This window comes from Microlunatus endophyticus, from assembly GCF_014646195.1.
In the GTDB taxonomy this organism is placed as follows: domain Bacteria; phylum Actinomycetota; class Actinomycetes; order Propionibacteriales; family Propionibacteriaceae; genus Microlunatus; species Microlunatus endophyticus.
Window position 1 is genome coordinate 304,834 of sequence record NZ_BMMZ01000004.1, and the last position, 15,165, is coordinate 319,998.

A 15,165-nucleotide genomic window follows, 5' to 3' on the forward strand; every position below is an offset into this window, starting at 1 on the left:
CAGCCAGGCTCTTGATCGGCCGGGTTCTTGCTGGGACTCAGGGCCGGCCGGCCTCCCCGACGCCTGCGGCCGCGGTGGTGAGCAGCGCGACCGCCTCGGTGCAGCGATCCGGGCCCGGCAGAGTGTTGTCGGCCTCGGTGACGTAGAAGGTGTCGATCGCCTGCCCGGCGAGGGTGGTGACGTGGGCCGACCGGATCGACAGGTCCGCCCCGGCCAGCAGCGCGCCGATCGTGTAGAGCAGCCCGCGACGATCGGCGACCCGGACCTCGATCACCGCGGCGCTCCGGCTGGCATCCTCGATCAACTTGACCACCGGGACCTGGTCGGAGGCTTGGATCCGTTCCTCGTAACGGCGGATCGATGCCAGGGATCGTTGATCATGGTCGGCCAGCCGTCGTAGTTCGCCGGCCAGGTGGGCCGGATCGGGGAGATCCGCGGTGCCCTCGGCATCGGTCAGCCAGGTGCTCACCGCGATCCCGTCGACGGTGTTGGTCAGTGCCGACCGGATCCCGACCCGATGCGCCGCCAGCAGACCGGCCGTGTCGCTGAAGAGTCCCAGCCGGTCCCGGCAGGCGATGATCAATTCCGGGCCGCCGGGTTGCGGGTGCAGGTCGATCCGCGGCCGACCGTCGTGGCGTACTGCCCGCGACAGCGCGACTGCCGCCTCCGACCCGGTGTCGGCCGGCGGCGGGGTGCCGTGCAGCCGGGACAACACCCGGTCGGCGAGATCGTTGATCAGCCGGCCGCGCCAGGCCGACCAGGCGGTCGGGCCGGCGGCCCTGGCGTCAGACTCGGTGAGCGCGCGCAGCATCTCGAGGACCTCGGTTCGGCCGTCGACGGCGGCGATCAGCGCATCGATGGTCGCCGGGTCGGCGTGATCGCGGCGGGTGGCCAGCTCGGCCAGGGCCAGGTGCTCGCGGACCAGCAGTTCGATCAGGTCCGCGTCGGTTTCGCTGACCCCGATGTCGAGCACGATCTGCCGCGCCAGTGGGGCGCCGGCGGAGGCGTGTTCGGTCCCGGGGACGCCCTGGGTCCGCAACCCCTTGCCGATGTCGTGGAAGAGGCAGGCCAGCAACAGCAGGTCGGGCCGCTCGACCGCAGTCAGGTGCCGGTGTGCCTCGATCGCGGTCTGCACCGAATGCCGGTCGACGGTGTGCCGGTGGATCGGGTTGTACTGGGGAAGCGCCTGGATCAGCGACCACTGCGGGATCCAGCGGGTGATGCAGCCATTGAGTTCCAGAGCTTCCCAGACCGGCGGCAGTGCCGGACCGGACGAGAGCAGGTCCAGCCAGGCGTCCTTGGCTTCGCTCGGCCACGGTGTCGGAAGCGGCGGCGCATGTTTGCCGAGATTCTCCGCCGTCACGGGGGACAGCACCAGTCCGCTCCGCGCCGCCAGCGCCCCGGCTCGCAGCCCGACCAGCGGATCGTTGGGTGCGGTGGCCTTGTCGAGGCTGACCTCGCCGCGGTTGATCACCAGTCCGTGCGGGGCCCGGTCCAGCTGGGGTCGACGATCCCGGCGCAGGATCCGTCGTGTCGGCGCCGCCTCTCGGGCGGCCCGGATGGTCAGGTCGATCGCGTGGCCGATCCGGCGCGCCGCCATCGACACCGAGCGATGCAGTTGGTCGACCGAGCCGATCCCGAGTCGCTTGGCGACATCGTCGGTCTCGGTCGCCAGCATCCGGTCCAGGCTTCGGCCGGAGGCCAGGTGGAGCGCGTCCCGGACATCCAACAGCAGGTTGTAGGAGTCCAGTACGCCCTCGTGCGGCCGGTCGGTCAGCCAGGTCGCGGCCAATGCCCGGAGCATGACCATGTCACGGAAGCCGCCGCGGGACTCTTTCAGATCGGGTTCCAACAGGTAGCCGGCGTCGCCGAAGGTCCGGGCCCGGTCGGTGATCGAGACGATCAGTTCCTCCAGCCGCTTCCGGGCGCCGGAGCGCCAGGAGTCCAGCAGCCGGCTCCGGGTGTTTCGGACCAGCTCGGCGTCGCCGGCGATCACCCGCAGGTCCAGCAGTCCGACACCTGCGGACAGTTCGTCGCCGGCCACCCGGACGCATTCGGCCGGGGTGCGGACCGAGTGGTCGAGGCGTACGCCGCGATCCCAGAGCGGGTACCACAGCCGTTCGGCCAGATTGTTGATCATGCGGATGCTGCCGTCGTGCAACAGCACCAGATCGATGTCGGACCGCGGCCCCAGCTCACGTCGGGCCAGGCTGCCTACCGTCGCCAGCGCTACGCCCGTCGCGGGGCCGTCCGCGACCGAGTACAGCTCTTCCAGGGCCTCTTCGACGATCCCGGTCATCGCCAGCCGGCGATCCGGGCCGGCGCCCGGTGCCCAGGACGACTCGAGAGCGACGGCGAGCCGCTCGCCGGTGAGGTCCCGGCGGCGGCTCGCTGTCATCTCGATATCGGACCCTTTGTCTTCGATCAGATCGCGTCCAGTCCACGCTCGCCGGTACGAACCCGGACGATGTCCTCGACGGTGGTGATCCAGACCTTGCCGTCACCGATTCGTCCGGTCCGGGCACTCTTGACCAGCACATCGGTGACATCGGCCACATCGGCGTCGTCCACCAGGATCTCGAGCCTGATCTTGGGGACCAGGTCGACGGTGTACTCGGCGCCGCGGTAGACCTCGGTGTGGCCGCGCTGACGGCCGAAACCGCTGGCCTCGCTGACGGTCATGCCCTCGATCCCGAAGGCCTCGAGGGCCGACTTCACCTCGTCCAACATGTGCGGCTTGATGATCGCGGTCACGAGTTTCATGCGGGCACCTCCTGATCGGTCGCCGGGGCATCAACTTCGTCGCGGGCGAACGAGGTCCGCAGCCCACCACTGATGCTTCCGAAATCGTACGCGGACTCTGCGTGCTCGGTCTCGTCGATGCCGGTCTGCTCGTCCTCCTTGCTGACCCGGAAGCCCATCGTCTTCTCCAGGATCCAGCCGATCGCATAGGCCAGCACGAAGCTGTAGACCAGGACCGCGACCGCCCCGACGAACTGCCGCCAGATCTGGTCCGCGCTGCCGCCGAGGAGTCCGGTCACGCCTGCCGGAGCATCCTTGTCGGCGAAGATGCCGACGGCGATGGTGCCCCAGAAACCGCCGACCAGGTGCACGCCGACGACGTCGAGGGAATCGTCGAAGCCCAGCTTCCACTTCAGCCCGACCGCGAGGGCACAGATACCACCGGCGAGGAAGCCGAGAGCGATAGCGCCCATCGGGCTGACCGACGAACAGGACGGGGTGATGGCGACCAGGCCGGCGACGATGCCCGACGCGGCACCGAGCGACGTGGCGTGCTTGTCCCTGATCCGTTCGACCAGCAGCCAGCCGAGCGCCGCGGCACCGGTCGCCGTCATGGTGTTGACGAAGACCACCGATGCCGAATTGTCGGCCGCCACCTCAGACCCCGCGTTGAACCCGAACCAGCCGAACCACAGCAGGCCGGCGCCGAGCATCACCAACGTCAGGTTGTGCGGCCGCATCGGGTCGCGCTTCCAGCCGATCCGTTTGCCCAGGACCAGGGCCAGGGCCAGACCTGCGGCACCGGCGTTGATATGCACCGCCGTGCCGCCGGCGAAGTCGATGGCTTTGAGATTGTTCGCTATCCAGCCGCCGACGTGGGTGACGGTGCCGTTGTCATCGGTCGTCGTGAAATCGAAGACCCAGTGCGCGACCGGGAAGTAGACCACGGTCGACCAGATCAGACCGAACACCATCCAGGTGCCGAACTTGGCCCGATCAGCGATCGCACCGGAGATCAAGGCGACCGTGATGATGGCGAACACTGCCTGGAAAGCGACGAAGGCCATCGAGGGGAGTCCGGCCCCGGTGTCCTTCATCATTCCCTTGAGTCCGAGTTCCTCGAACGGATTTCCGAAGAGACCACCGACGACGTCGTTGCCGAACGCGATCGAGTAGCCATACAGGACCCAGGTGACGGAGATCAGGCAGAGAGCGCCGAAGCTCATCATCATCATGTTGAGCACGGTCCGGGCACGTACCATGCCGCCGTAGAACAGAGCGAGCCCGGGTGTCATCAACAGAACCAGGGCCGCAGACGTGAGAATCCAGGCGGTGTCGCCGGAGTTCACTTCCATCACAGTCATGGGCAATTCCTTGTGGCTTGGGAATCACGGACTCCCCGGTCCGTGATTTGCGGCCAACTTTGCTGGAACCGTGTTGCAGTGGATGGTCGGGCCAGGTTACGAACGTGTTTCGTCCTGAGCGTCGCCAGGGCCGCTGGTCGCGGGTGCCCGGTCAGAAGCCGAGCTGGTTGCGGGCCTGCTGGAGATCCGCGCCCGACCACCGCTGGGTGTAGGAGGAGTTGTCCGACAGCGAGCGCAGGATCGCCTTGTCCACGTAGAGGGTGCCAGCGAGATGGTCGGTCTCGTGCTGGACGATCCGCGCCTGCCAGCCGGTGAAGCGTTCGACGACCGGGGCGAAATCCTCGTCCAGACAACGCAACTCGACCGTCACGGCGCGTTCGGTCGCAGCCTGCCAGCCGGCGATCGACAGGCAGCCCTCGTACCAGGTGGCAGTGTCATGACCGACCTGCCGGTACTCGGGGTTGATGATCACGGTGAACGGGAGCGGCCGGCGGTCCCGGGCGTCGGCGACGTCGCCGGGCAGGCCTGCAGGATCCTCCAGCACAGCCAGTCGCAGGCCGAGTCCCACCTGCGGTGCCGCCAGCCCGACGCCCGGCGCGGCGTGCATCGACTCCCGCATCGCGGCGATCAACTCCGACAGCAGTCCGCGGTCGACATCGGCCGGTACGTCCTCGGCCCGGCGGCGCAGGACCGGGTCGCCGGCCTGCACGATCGGCAGCGGTCGCGGCTGCTCCAGGACCCTCCTGACGGCGTCGTCGATCATCGTCGTGTCCACGCCGGAAGCGTACGACGAACCGCTGGTCCCTGGCCGATTCGGCCTGTCCTTGCTCCAGTTCCGTTCGACCTGTCCTTGTTCCAGTTCGGCCCCGTCTTGAGGATCCCTGCTCCACTTCGATCCGGGCTGGAGCGCTCCCGCCTCAGCTCGGTCCCACCGCAGAGGCCCTTGCCTCACGTCGGCACCCTTGCTCCCGTTCGAGGAGAGCCGAGGGTACGAAGCTGAGGCAAGGACCGCGGAGCTGGGACCGAAGTGGAGCAAGGATCCGGGGGTTGGGCCGAACGGGCGCAGATGATCCGCCGACTCCGCCATCTCCGGTGCGGATCCGCGGACGCTTCGGACGACCTCCGTCACCGCTCCGGGGATTCGCCCGGCGCCGGCCAGGTGATCTTGTGATGGACCCAGGTCGACGGCAGGCCGACCTGGCGCAGCGATCGCATGAAGCCGACCAGAACTGTGGTGACCGCCAGTGCGGCCGCAAGCACCCACAGGGTGACTCCGAGACCGAAGTGCGCGAGTAGCTGGCTGCCGACGACGGGGGACAGGGGCGCACTCAGCAGGAAGGTGAGACTGAGCACCGAGCTGAGCCGGCCCTGCAGATGGTGCGGCGTGACCGCCGCGACGTAGCCGCCGAGTCCGGCGTTGAGCGCCGGGGCGAGCAGGATCGGTACGCCGAACATGATCAGATAGACCGGGTACGACTGGGCCAGGGCCATGATCGCGATCCCGACTGACAACAGGGCCAGCGCTGTGATGGTGATCGTCGCCACCCGGAACCGGTTGAGCAACCGGCCCGCGAAGAGCGATCCGATCAAGGTCGCCGCGCCCATCACGAAGTCGAGCAACCCGATCAGGAACGGCGTCGTGTGATCGCGGACCAGATGCAGGGTGATCGCGATGACGACCGCATTGATCGTCAGATTGACCATCGCGAAGAGACCGATTGCGGCCCGGAAGAGCGGAACGCTCCAGCAGAAGCGCAGACCTTCGGCCAGCGATCGCAGCGGGTGCTCGCGGGGACCGTCATGATGATCGTTCAACGGGACCCGGATGAAGAAGGTCGACACCAGGATCGCGAATTCGCCGATCGCGTTGGCCAGGAACGGAATCATCCGCGCCACGGAGTAGAGCAGACCGCCGACCGGGCCGCCCAGCAGCGATGCGACCGCGCCGCGGCCCTCGACGACCGCCATTGCCTGCGGCAGTTGGGTGACCGGGACCACGTAGGGGATCGCTGCCGCCTCCGCGGAGCCGACGGCAGTGCCGATCACCGATGAGACGAAAAGTGCGGCGGCCAATTGCCAGCCGGTCAGCCAGCCCAGGAAACCCGCGACCGCGATCCAGCCCCAGCAGGCCGCACCGATCGCTGCGCCGGCGACGATGATCTTTCGACGGTCGGTGCGATCGGCCAGCACGCCGGTCGGCAGTGTCATCACCAGGCCACCGATCTGACCGATGGCCGCGATCACACCGGCCTGGGCGACCGAGCCGGTCAGGGCGTACGCGATCAGCGGCACCGCGAAGGAGCCGATCCCGGAACCGATCAGCTGGGTCGTCCGCCCGGCCATCAGCAGTACGTACGGCCGGTTGTGCCGCAGTGCCGGCTCGGCGGCGGCCTCGGGTGTCACGCTCACGAGGATGACGCTACGGCCCAGGACAGAAATGCGCAAGTCTTCTTGCGCAATTCTCGATGCGCAATTTATGGTGCGCGATTTGCTAGGCTGGCTCGGTGCCCGGCTCGATGCATGTCACAGACCCGGCGGTGCTGCGCGCCCTGTCGCATCCGCTCCGGCAGCGGATCCTCGGGGAGTTCGAGGTCCTCGGACATGCTCGCGCGGCGGACCTGGCCGAGGCTCTCGGTGAGCCGGCCAACTCAGTCAGCTTCCATCTGCGGGTTCTGGCCAAGGCAGGCATCATCGAGGAGGCGCCGGAGCTGGCGAAAGATCGCCGGGATCGGGTCTGGAAGGAGACCTTCGACTCGTTCACCATCGACGAAGACATCCCGGGTGTCGAGCAGTATCTGAAGCCGTACATCGACTGGCTGCAGCAGATGATCTTCCGTGCCTCGCGATCCGGTGACAAGGACAGCTCGGCCAGCGTGCAGCAGGCGAGACTGACCGTCACCGAGATGCGGGAACTGGCTGACGAGATCCATTCGGTGATCACCCGCAGAGTGAATGCGAGCGTGGAGGCGATCCGTCGGGACCCGCACAATCCGGAGCGCCGCTATCACCGGGTGCTGTTCGCGATCGGTCCGTGGGATCCCGCGGCGGAGAGCACCGAGGACGAGGCAGCTGAGGGCGAGGGTGCGGGCACTACTGGGGAGAAGCGTCGGCGACGCTGAGGATCTGCCCGTTCCCGGCGTCGGCGATCCGCTGCACCAAGGACCGGGCCGAGTGCTCCGGCGTGATCAATCCGCCGCGCTCGTAGAGCCGACGGAAGCGGTCCGGAAGGAATGCACCAGTCTTGTCAGGATCCTGCGTCCTCAACGTCTGCTGCATCTCGGTATCCACCGTGCCGGGCCGATAGACGTTGGCCGTGACGCCGGTGCCCTCGAGCTCGGCGGCCAGATTCAACGTGTGCCCCTCGATGGCAGCCTTCGTAGCGGCGTAGGCGTTGGCGTTGATCATCGCGCCCGGATTGGCGGCGACCCCGCTGGAGATATTGACTATCCGTCCCCACCTGGCGGCCAGCAGTTGGGGCAGCAGGGCGAAGGTGATCATGGCCGGAGCGGTGACGTTGATCTCCAGGGACTGCCGCCAGGCAACGGGATCGATCTCGGGTCCGGACCGGCCGAGCGGCTGCAGGACCGCGGCGTTGTTGATCACGATGTCAATGCCGCCCAGCTCGTCCGCGGCGCGTGCAGCCAGCGTCGCCGGGTCGTCGGTGGCGAGGTCGGCAGTGATCGCCACTGCCGTCGCTCCCGACTGGCGGACCGCGTCGGCGGCCTGGTCGAGATCGGCCCGGGATCGGGCAACCAGGACGACTGCGGCACCTGCCCGGCCGAGCTCCTCGGCCATTGCCCGGCCGATTCCGCGGCTCGCGCCGGTGACCAGGGCGCGCCGTCCTGCCAGCGATGGTTCCATGATCGTCAGCTCCGATCGTCAGTTCCGATTCAGGTGGGCGGCACTTCAGGGGCGCCGTGCGTCGGTTCCCAGGCCTGCCAGGCCGAATCGACCATCGAGGCAAGATCGTGACTCGCAGTCCAGCCCAGAGTGTTGGCGATCCGGGAGACGTCGGCGACCAGTGCCGCCGGATCGCCGGGCCGTCGCTTGCCGATCGACGGTTGGACGTCGTAGCCGGTGGACCGGGCGATCTGGGTGAGCACCTCCGAGACCGACGAGCCGGTGCCGGTACCGACATTGAAGATGTCGTACGGCCGCTGGTCCCGGTCCAGGTAGTCCAGTGCTGCCAGATGGGCGTCGGCCAGGTCCAGGACGTGGATGTAGTCGCGGATGCAGGTGCCGTCCGCGGTCGGGTAGTCGTCGCCGAAGATCACCGGCTGGTTGCCGCTGGTCAGCTGCCCGAGGGCGATCGGGATCAGGTTGAAGCGGGTCGGGTCCCCGAGCTCGGGCCAGCCGGCCCCGGCCACGTTGAAATACCGCAGGCCGACCCCCCGCAGTCCCCAGGCGCGTGCTGCATCGCGCATCATCCACTCGCAGACCAGCTTGGTCTCGCCGTACGGGCTGATCGGCAGGCTCGGGCCGTCCTCCCGCATCAGCGTCCCCGGCTCCACGTCCGGGCTGCCGTAGGTGGCCGCCGACGAGGAGAACATCAGCTTCGCGACACCGGCGGCCTCCATCGCCAGCAGCAGATTCGCGAAGCCGCCGACATTCTGGGAGAAGTACCAGGCAGGGCGTTCGGCAGATTCACCGACCTGCTTCTTGGCGGCGATGTGGATCACTGAGTCCACCTCGAACTCGGCGATCACCTTGCCCAGGGAGTCCACGACATCGGTCAGCGAGAGGTCGAGTTGCACCAGCGTTGCATCGCCGACGTTCTCGGCCACCCCGCTGCTCAGGTCGTCGACCACGACCACCTGATCGCCGCGCTCGCGGAGCAATCGGACGACGTGGGAACCGATGTAGCCGGCGCCGCCGGTGACGAGCACGCTCATGGGTCCACCGTATCGGTCGGCTGCAGGACGCGTACGTCGGAGATGACCAGATCCAGGGCCCGGGTCGTCGCCTCGACCGCAGGAGCCAGGTCGGCATCGCTGATCCCTGCCCGGCAGTCGAACGGGTTGATCTCGATGATCGTCGCCGTCCGCGGCCCGCGGGTCCGCCAGCTGCCGACGATCCGGCCATGGAAGAGCACCGTGGGGGAGAACAGCCCGTTACTGCGGGCCCAGACGCTATCGAGTTGATCATGGTCTATAAACCGGTCCCGGTGGCCGCCCTGGTAGCCGACCAGTAGTCCGTCGAATTCCGGCAACAGCCGAAGGCCGGGATCCGCTGAACGATGGGCCGGGATGTCCGCCAGGTCGAGAAGGTCGGTCCCGTCGGGCCCGGTGTGGTGCACGAGTTCGGCTTCCAGTACGGCGATCGCACGATCGACCGTCCCCAACGGGACACCGAGCCACCACGCCGCGTCGTGGCGGGTCGCCGGACCGTAGGAAGCCAGATGCACCCGCGCCAGCTCACGCACCGCAGCATCATGGTCGGTCTCCGGGATCGAAGGCAGGACCCGGAGGGCGGTCCGGTGGAAGCTGTCGGTGCGTGATTCCCAATGATCATCCCGCGGCCGCCGGACCAGGCCGCTGTGCCCCCAGACGAGGTTGCGACTGTAGGTGTCACCCAGGTCCCGCGCGGGGTCTGCCGGATGCCGTTCGGCGAGTCGGCGGCGTACATGATCAAGAAGCGTGCTGCGCTGCCGCCAGTCGCCGGCGCAGTACGCCTCGAGGTCCTTGATCAACGCGTTCACCGCGGTCGGATCGAGATGCAACGTCCTCGCGAGCTCGCGGGCGTTCCGCGGTCTCCGGACGCTGTCCGCAGCAGCGAATTGTCCGACCACGGTGGTGTGCACGGTGCCCCGGAGGTTGGTCGTCTTGAGCAGTCGGTGTTCTTCGAAGGCGGTTGTGATCGTCGGGTAGTCGATGCCGGGCAATCGTGAGGCTGCGGTCAGGAAGGGCGCACGGGGGACCTGTGACTGGATCGGGCCAAGCCGTCCGATGAGATCAAGCAGCTGCGGCTCACCGCGGCCGCGGATCGCCGGGAACTGCCGGGCCAGCGTCATCGCGCGCAGTCGCTCGGCGGACAGTTTCATACGGGAAAGCTAGCCGCCGATGGTGACAGTTCCTGACCGGCTCAGGAGTCCAGCCGCAGCCCGAAATGGCGTCCGAGTGCACGCTCGCCGTCCGGCGTCACGGTCAGCGTCCGCTTCGCCGGACCGTACGTCACCCACCCTGCCTCCAGGAACCGGTCGCGGATCCCGCGGCCCAGCGCACCCGCCAGATGGTGCCGGGTCTCGGTCCAGTCCACGCAGTAGCGGATCAGCGGCCGGCGGCTCTGCGGAATCCGTACCTCGATGTCGGCCAGGAACGTCTCGCCCTCGTCGGTCAGCCGGTAGTCGAGGTCGCGACCGGGACCCGCCGGCCGGTCGCTGATCGTCTGCTCCGCGTCGAAGCCGCCGTCACCGCCGCTCAGGTAGCCGCCGTCGACCCGCACGGCTCCGCCGGTGTGGGTCGGGCCGGCCAGCACGGTGTTCACCGTGACTCCGGTCCCAGCGGCCGCTTTGGCGAAGCCGGCGCGAGACAGCCAACAGCGCGGTCTTGGAGACGCCGTGATGAATCATTTCGGCAGGGGTGACCACGGCGGAATCACTGCCTATGTTGAGAACACGGCCCCACTGGCGTTCGATCATGTCAGGGAGGGTGAGCCGGGTCAGCCTGACCGCCGACAGGACGTTGGTGTCGAAGTGGCGGCGCCATTCCTCGTCGGAGATCTCCAGCGGTTCGGCAGCACCCGAAGATTCCCAGGTTGTTGACCAGGATGTCGATGCGGCCCAGCGCCTCGACCGCGTCGTGCGCTCCGCCTTCGCTCGTCACCTCCCGGCGACAGCCACCAGATCGGCATCGGGCAAGGATTCCCGGACGTCCTGCATCGCTTCTTCGACACGCTGCTGTCGACGGCCGTTGATTCCGACCCGCGCTCCTGCCGCGGCAAGACCCGCTGCGATCGCGAGTCCGATGCCCTGCGTCGATCCTGTGACCAGGGCTGTGCGTCCGGATAGGTCGATCTGTGTCGCCACCGCGTCCTGCCTTTCTCATGTGAATGAGCGGTCACTACCCGCTGCGTGACCGTCGGACTCCGTTGGGGCGGCTGTCCGGTCCGCTAATCTCACTGATTGACGATCTGAACCGGGTGTGTCGGATGCTTCGCCGGAATCGCTGGCTCCCGTCTGGTTCACCACGAGACAGTCTGATCGAACACGAGAGAGAAGGGGCAACGCATGCCCGAGTTCACTGCGGACAATGATCTCCGGGGCGCCACATTCACGAGGGTCAAGCTGGGCGGCGCCCGCTTCCATCGCGTCGATCTCGCCGATGCTCGGTTCCGCAGTAGCGACGTGTCCGGTGTGGTGATGCGCGCGGTCGACGTCGATCGCTCCGAGATCGACGCGCCCTGGTTGTACGACGGAACCTTCCTGGTCAACGACGTCGACGTGGTGCCCCTGGTCGATGCGGAGCTGAACCGCCGCTTTCCCGGTCGATCCGAGCGCCGCGCCGCCGATCCGGATGGTCTTCGCGCCGCATGGACAGCCCTCCGGTCAGCCTGGCAGTCGGTCCTCGATAGGGTCGCGGCGATGCCGGCGGGAACGGTCGATATCTCGGTGGACGACGAATGGTCGTTCGCCCAGACGCTGCGGCATCTCGTGCTGGCGACGGATATGTGGTTCGGCAAGGCGGTCCTGGAGAAGGAGCAGCCGTTCCACCCGTTCGGGTTGATGGATACCGCCAGTGCTGACGAGGTGCCGAAGTCGATCTTCGCCTCCGAGCTACCGACCTACGACCAGGTGCTCGAGGCGCGCGCCGGACGGGTCGCCATGGTGGGCGAATTCCTCGCCAGTGTGACGCCCGACGAGCTCGCGGCTGACCACCGGAACCCGCACGATCCGGACTTCAGCGAGACCACACTTTCCTGCCTGCACACGATTCTCGAGGAGGAATGGGAGCATCAACGCTACGCCGTACGCGATCTTGATCGGATCACTGCCGGTCAGGCAGGCTGAATGACCCGGCCGACGATCCAGGAGTGCTTGCCGACCTGACGCAGACGCTGGAATCCGTTCTGTTCGAACAGTTCGACGGTCGCGGAGAAGATGAACGGCACTGATCTACGTCCTTCGGCTGCCTCGGAGACGGCTTCGACCCGCGCCCGTTTTGGCGACGCGCTTTGCGTCGGGCTTCTCCAGACCGGGATCACGATGGGGGTTCTGACACCAGCACCCGCCCATCACGCCGCCGTTGCGCTCGACCAGCTCTGCGAACGCGTCCGAGATCGTCATGGAGTCGATTCCTCCGAACCGGCGCTTCGTCGCGCCGAACGGACTGCGGGCAGGGTTTGTTTGTGAACCTATCGAAGCCCAGGTCGAGCGATTCCGGAAAGGCTCCGTGAGTCAGGCTGCGCTACCATGGCCCCATGCATCGTCAGGAGCTCCTTACCTAGCCGCGCAGACAGCGCCAACCAGTTGTCTCGCGCGGCTGCCCCTCATGCCTGAAGGCAGAGGGGTCTTCTTTTGTCCGGAACCTGATGACGATGCACAAGGAGAGGGAACAGTGACCGAGGTCGCAGACAGCACGACCGAGCACGCGGCGCAGCGCAACGAGCCTGCCCGCTACGACGCAGTGGCCGCGCAGGAGCGGTGGCAGGCGTACTGGGAAGAACACCAGACCTTCAAGGCGGCCGATGACGGCTCCAAGGAACGCCGCTACGTGCTCGACATGTTCCCGTACCCGTCCGGCGACCTGCACATGGGACACGCCGAGGCGTTCGCGATGGGCGACGTGATCGCCCGCTATCAGCGGTTCCGCGGTTACGACGTGCTGCATCCGATCGGCTGGGACTCGTTCGGGCTGCCGGCCGAGAACGCCGCCATCCAGCGGAACTCCCATCCGGCCGAGTGGACCTACGCCAACATCGAGACCCAGGCCAACTCGTTCAAGCGATACGGCCTGAGCCTGGACTGGTCCCGGCGGCTGCACACCTCGGACCCCGAGTACTACAAGTGGACCCAGTGGCTGTTCCTGAAGTTCCGCGAGCGGGGGCTGGCCTATCGCAAGGCGAGCTGGGTCAACTGGTGTCCCAAGGACCAGACCGTGCTGGCCAACGAGCAGGTCATCCAGGGTCTGTGCGAGCGTTGCGGCACCCAGGTCACCAAGCGTGAGCTGACCCAGTGGTTCTTCAAGGTCACCCAGTACGCCGACCGGCTGCTGGACGACATGGATCAGTTGGAGGGCGGCTGGCCGGACCGGGTGCTGACCATGCAGCGCAACTGGATCGGCCGGTCCTCGGGCGCCTATGTCGACTTCCGGATCGAGGGCCGCGACGAGCCGATCACCGTCTTCACCACTCGCCCCGACACGCTGTACGGCGCCACCTTCTTCGTGATAGCGCCGGACGGCAAGCTGGCGCCGGAGATCGTCACCGATGATCAGCGGGCCGAGTTCGAGGCGTACCTGGAGAAGACCAAGTCCGAGAGCGAGATCGAGCGGCAGTCGACCGACCGGGAGAAGACCGGCGTCTACCTGGGCGTGGACGCGATCAACCCGATCAACGGCGAGGCCGTGCCGATCTACGCCGCCGACTATGTGCTGGCCGACTACGGCACCGGTGCGGTGATGGCCGTTCCCGCCCATGATCAGCGCGACCTGGAGTTCGCGATCAAGTTCGACCTACCCGTACGCGTTGTGGTGGACACCGGGGCCGAGGATCCCAAGGCCAGCGGGGTCGCGGCGCCGGGAGATGGTGCCTATGTCAATTCTCCTGCCCTGGAAGGGATCTCTGGCAAGGAAGCGGGCATCGCCGAGATCATCTCCGCGCTGGAGCAGAAGGGGGTCGGCCGCGGTGCGATCACCTATCGGCTGCGCGACTGGCTGCTGAGCCGCCAGCGCTTCTGGGGAGCGCCGATCCCGATCATCCACTGCGAGAAGTGTGGGGAGGTGCCCGTGCCCGAAGATCAGCTGCCGGTCGAGTTGCCGTATCTGACGGGCACGGATCTCAACCCCAAGGGCACCTCGCCGCTGGCGGCGGCGACCGACTGGGTCAACGTCTCCTGCCCGCAGTGCGGCGGCCCGGCCAAGCGGGACACCGACACCATGGACACCTTCGTCGACTCGTCCTGGTACTTCTTCCGCTACTGCTCGCCCAATGATGATCAGCAGGCCTTCGATCCGGAGGCGGTCGCTCGCTGGATGCCTGTCGCGCAGTACGTCGGCGGCGTCGAGCACGCGATCCTGCACCTGCTGTACATGCGCTTCTTCACCAAGGTGCTGCACGACATGGGCATGATCACCTTCACCGAGCCGATGATCAGGCTGCTGAACCAGGGCCAGGTGATCAACCAGGGCAAGTCGATGAGCAAGTCGCTGGGCAACGGTGTCGACCTGGGCAAGCAGATCGACGAGTTCGGCGTCGACGCGGTCCGGCTGACCGTGGTCTTCGCCAGCCCGCCGGAGGAGGACGTTGACTGGGCCGACGTGTCCCCAGGTGGTTCGCTGCGCTTCCTGCAGCGGGCCTATCGGCTGGCGGCTGACGTCACCAGCGAGCCCGGCATCGATGCGAAGACCGGCGATCAGGCGCTGCGGTCGATCATCCACAAGCTGATGGCCGACATCACCGACTGTATCGAGGGCCAGCGCTTCAATGTCGCGATCGCCCGGATCATGGAGATGGTCAACGCCACCCGCAAGGTGATCGACAGTGGCGCCGGTGGTGCCGATCCGTCCGTCCGCGAGGCGGCGGAGATGATCACCAAGACGCTCAGCCTGTTCGCCCCGTACGTCGCTGAGGAGATGTGGGAGCAGCTGGGTCACGAGCCGTCGGTGGCTGAATCCGGCTGGCCCGAGGTCGATCCGGCGCTGCTGGTCACCGAGCAGGTGACCTGTGTCGTCCAGATCAAGGGCAAGGTGCGCGCCCGGCTGCAGGTGTCGGCCGAGATCACCGAGGACGCGCTGCGCGAGCTGGCCCTGGCGGATGCGGCGGTACAGCGCAGCCTGGACGGCCAGTCCATCGCCAAGATCATCGTCCGGGCGCCGAAGCTGGTCAGCATCGTCCCCGCCTGATC

Annotated in this window: 13 protein-coding genes and 1 pseudogene; 3 read left to right on the plus strand and 11 right to left on the minus strand. The window is 67.3% G+C overall.

Annotated features, from left to right (window positions below):
- Positions 1 to 37: 37 nt before the first annotated feature.
- From IEY07_RS10445 to IEY07_RS10465, 5 genes are all read right to left on the minus strand, one after another.
- Complete coding sequence (locus tag IEY07_RS10445) at positions 38 to 2,398, minus strand: [protein-PII] uridylyltransferase (protein ID WP_188895218.1); 2,361 nt, start codon at positions 2,396 to 2,398, stop codon at positions 38 to 40.
- A 26-nt stretch (positions 2,399 to 2,424) separates the two neighbouring features.
- Positions 2,425 to 2,763 (minus strand): P-II family nitrogen regulator, encoded by a 339-nt coding sequence (locus IEY07_RS10450; RefSeq protein WP_188895220.1) that lies wholly within the window; start codon positions 2,761 to 2,763, stop codon positions 2,425 to 2,427.
- On the minus strand, positions 2,760 to 4,106 hold the full coding sequence (locus tag IEY07_RS10455; RefSeq protein WP_188895222.1) for an ammonium transporter: 1,347 nt from the start codon (positions 4,104 to 4,106) through the stop codon (positions 2,760 to 2,762). The genes IEY07_RS10450 and IEY07_RS10455 overlap by 4 nt, the downstream gene beginning before the upstream one ends.
- A 151-nt stretch (positions 4,107 to 4,257) precedes the next feature.
- The gene (locus IEY07_RS10460) at positions 4,258 to 4,881 is read right to left on the minus strand and encodes a peptide deformylase (RefSeq protein WP_229669935.1); all 624 of its coding nucleotides are present in this window, start codon (positions 4,879 to 4,881) and stop codon (positions 4,258 to 4,260) included.
- Between the two features lie 350 nt (positions 4,882 to 5,231).
- A complete protein-coding gene (locus IEY07_RS10465; RefSeq protein ID WP_188895224.1) occupies positions 5,232 to 6,515 on the minus strand; it encodes an MFS transporter in 1,284 nt (427 codons plus the stop codon).
- Between the two features lie 95 nt (positions 6,516 to 6,610).
- Between IEY07_RS10465 and IEY07_RS10470 the strand changes: the two genes are divergently transcribed.
- Positions 6,611 to 7,225: a winged helix-turn-helix domain-containing protein gene (locus tag IEY07_RS10470; protein ID WP_229669936.1), complete on the plus strand. Its 615-nt coding sequence runs from the start codon at positions 6,611 to 6,613 to the stop codon at positions 7,223 to 7,225.
- Here the strand turns inward: IEY07_RS10470 and IEY07_RS10475 are convergent.
- The 5 genes and pseudogenes from IEY07_RS10475 to IEY07_RS10490 all read right to left on the minus strand — a co-directional run bounded on the left by IEY07_RS10475 (position 7,197) and on the right by IEY07_RS10490 (position 11,130).
- Positions 7,197 to 7,967 carry an SDR family NAD(P)-dependent oxidoreductase gene (locus IEY07_RS10475; RefSeq protein WP_188895226.1) on the minus strand — a complete coding sequence of 257 codons (771 nt, stop codon included), beginning with the start codon at positions 7,965 to 7,967 and terminating at the stop codon, positions 7,197 to 7,199. The two genes, IEY07_RS10470 and IEY07_RS10475, sit on opposite strands and share 29 nt — an antisense overlap.
- A gap of 29 nt (positions 7,968 to 7,996) precedes the next feature.
- Entirely contained in the window at positions 7,997 to 8,998 is a 1,002-nt protein-coding gene (gene galE / locus IEY07_RS10480) for a UDP-glucose 4-epimerase GalE (protein WP_188895228.1), read from the minus strand.
- Positions 8,995 to 10,146, minus strand: coding sequence for a winged helix DNA-binding domain-containing protein (locus IEY07_RS10485; RefSeq protein ID WP_188895230.1), 1,152 nt, complete (start codon positions 10,144 to 10,146; stop codon positions 8,995 to 8,997). The genes galE and IEY07_RS10485 overlap by 4 nt, the downstream gene beginning before the upstream one ends.
- A gap of 41 nt (positions 10,147 to 10,187) precedes the next feature.
- Positions 10,188 to 10,589, minus strand: a complete 402-nt coding sequence (locus IEY07_RS24100) for a hypothetical protein (protein ID WP_229669937.1) — start codon at positions 10,587 to 10,589, stop codon at positions 10,188 to 10,190.
- Positions 10,513 to 11,130, minus strand: a pseudogene (locus IEY07_RS10490) (SDR family NAD(P)-dependent oxidoreductase). The gene IEY07_RS24100 and the pseudogene IEY07_RS10490 overlap by 77 nt, the downstream one beginning before the upstream one ends.
- A gap of 201 nt (positions 11,131 to 11,331) precedes the next feature.
- Here IEY07_RS10490 and IEY07_RS10495 point away from each other — a divergent pair.
- Positions 11,332 to 12,111: a DinB family protein gene (locus tag IEY07_RS10495; protein ID WP_188895232.1), complete on the plus strand. Its 780-nt coding sequence runs from the start codon at positions 11,332 to 11,334 to the stop codon at positions 12,109 to 12,111.
- Here the strand turns inward: IEY07_RS10495 and IEY07_RS10500 are convergent.
- A complete protein-coding gene (locus IEY07_RS10500; RefSeq protein ID WP_229669938.1) occupies positions 12,099 to 12,305 on the minus strand; it encodes a hypothetical protein in 207 nt (68 codons plus the stop codon). The two genes, IEY07_RS10495 and IEY07_RS10500, sit on opposite strands and share 13 nt — an antisense overlap.
- Before the next feature lie 287 nt (positions 12,306 to 12,592).
- Here IEY07_RS10500 and leuS point away from each other — a divergent pair, with 287 nt between their 5' ends.
- The gene (gene leuS / locus IEY07_RS10505) at positions 12,593 to 15,163 is read left to right on the plus strand and encodes a leucine--tRNA ligase (protein WP_188895234.1); all 2,571 of its coding nucleotides are present in this window, start codon (positions 12,593 to 12,595) and stop codon (positions 15,161 to 15,163) included.
- The last annotated feature ends 2 nt before the right edge of the window (positions 15,164 to 15,165 follow it).

Bases quoted from the DNA above. Each gene is read 5' to 3' on its own strand.
- IEY07_RS10445 (WP_188895218.1), bottom strand. From the start codon at position 2,398: ATGACAGCGAGCCGCCGCCGGGACCTCACCGGCGAGCGGCTCGCCGTC.
- IEY07_RS10450 (WP_188895220.1), bottom strand. From the start codon at position 2,763: ATGAAACTCGTGACCGCGATCATCAAGCCGCACATGTTGGACGAGGTG.
- IEY07_RS10455 (WP_188895222.1), bottom strand. From the start codon at position 4,106: ATGACTGTGATGGAAGTGAACTCCGGCGACACCGCCTGGATTCTCACG.
- IEY07_RS10475 (WP_188895226.1), bottom strand. From the start codon at position 7,967: ATGGAACCATCGCTGGCAGGACGGCGCGCCCTGGTCACCGGCGCGAGC.
- galE (WP_188895228.1), bottom strand. From the start codon at position 8,998: ATGAGCGTGCTCGTCACCGGCGGCGCCGGCTACATCGGTTCCCACGTC.
- IEY07_RS10485 (WP_188895230.1), bottom strand. From the start codon at position 10,146: ATGAAACTGTCCGCCGAGCGACTGCGCGCGATGACGCTGGCCCGGCAG.
- IEY07_RS10495 (WP_188895232.1), top strand. From the start codon at position 11,332: ATGCCCGAGTTCACTGCGGACAATGATCTCCGGGGCGCCACATTCACG.
- leuS (WP_188895234.1), top strand. From the start codon at position 12,593: ATGCCTGAAGGCAGAGGGGTCTTCTTTTGTCCGGAACCTGATGACGAT.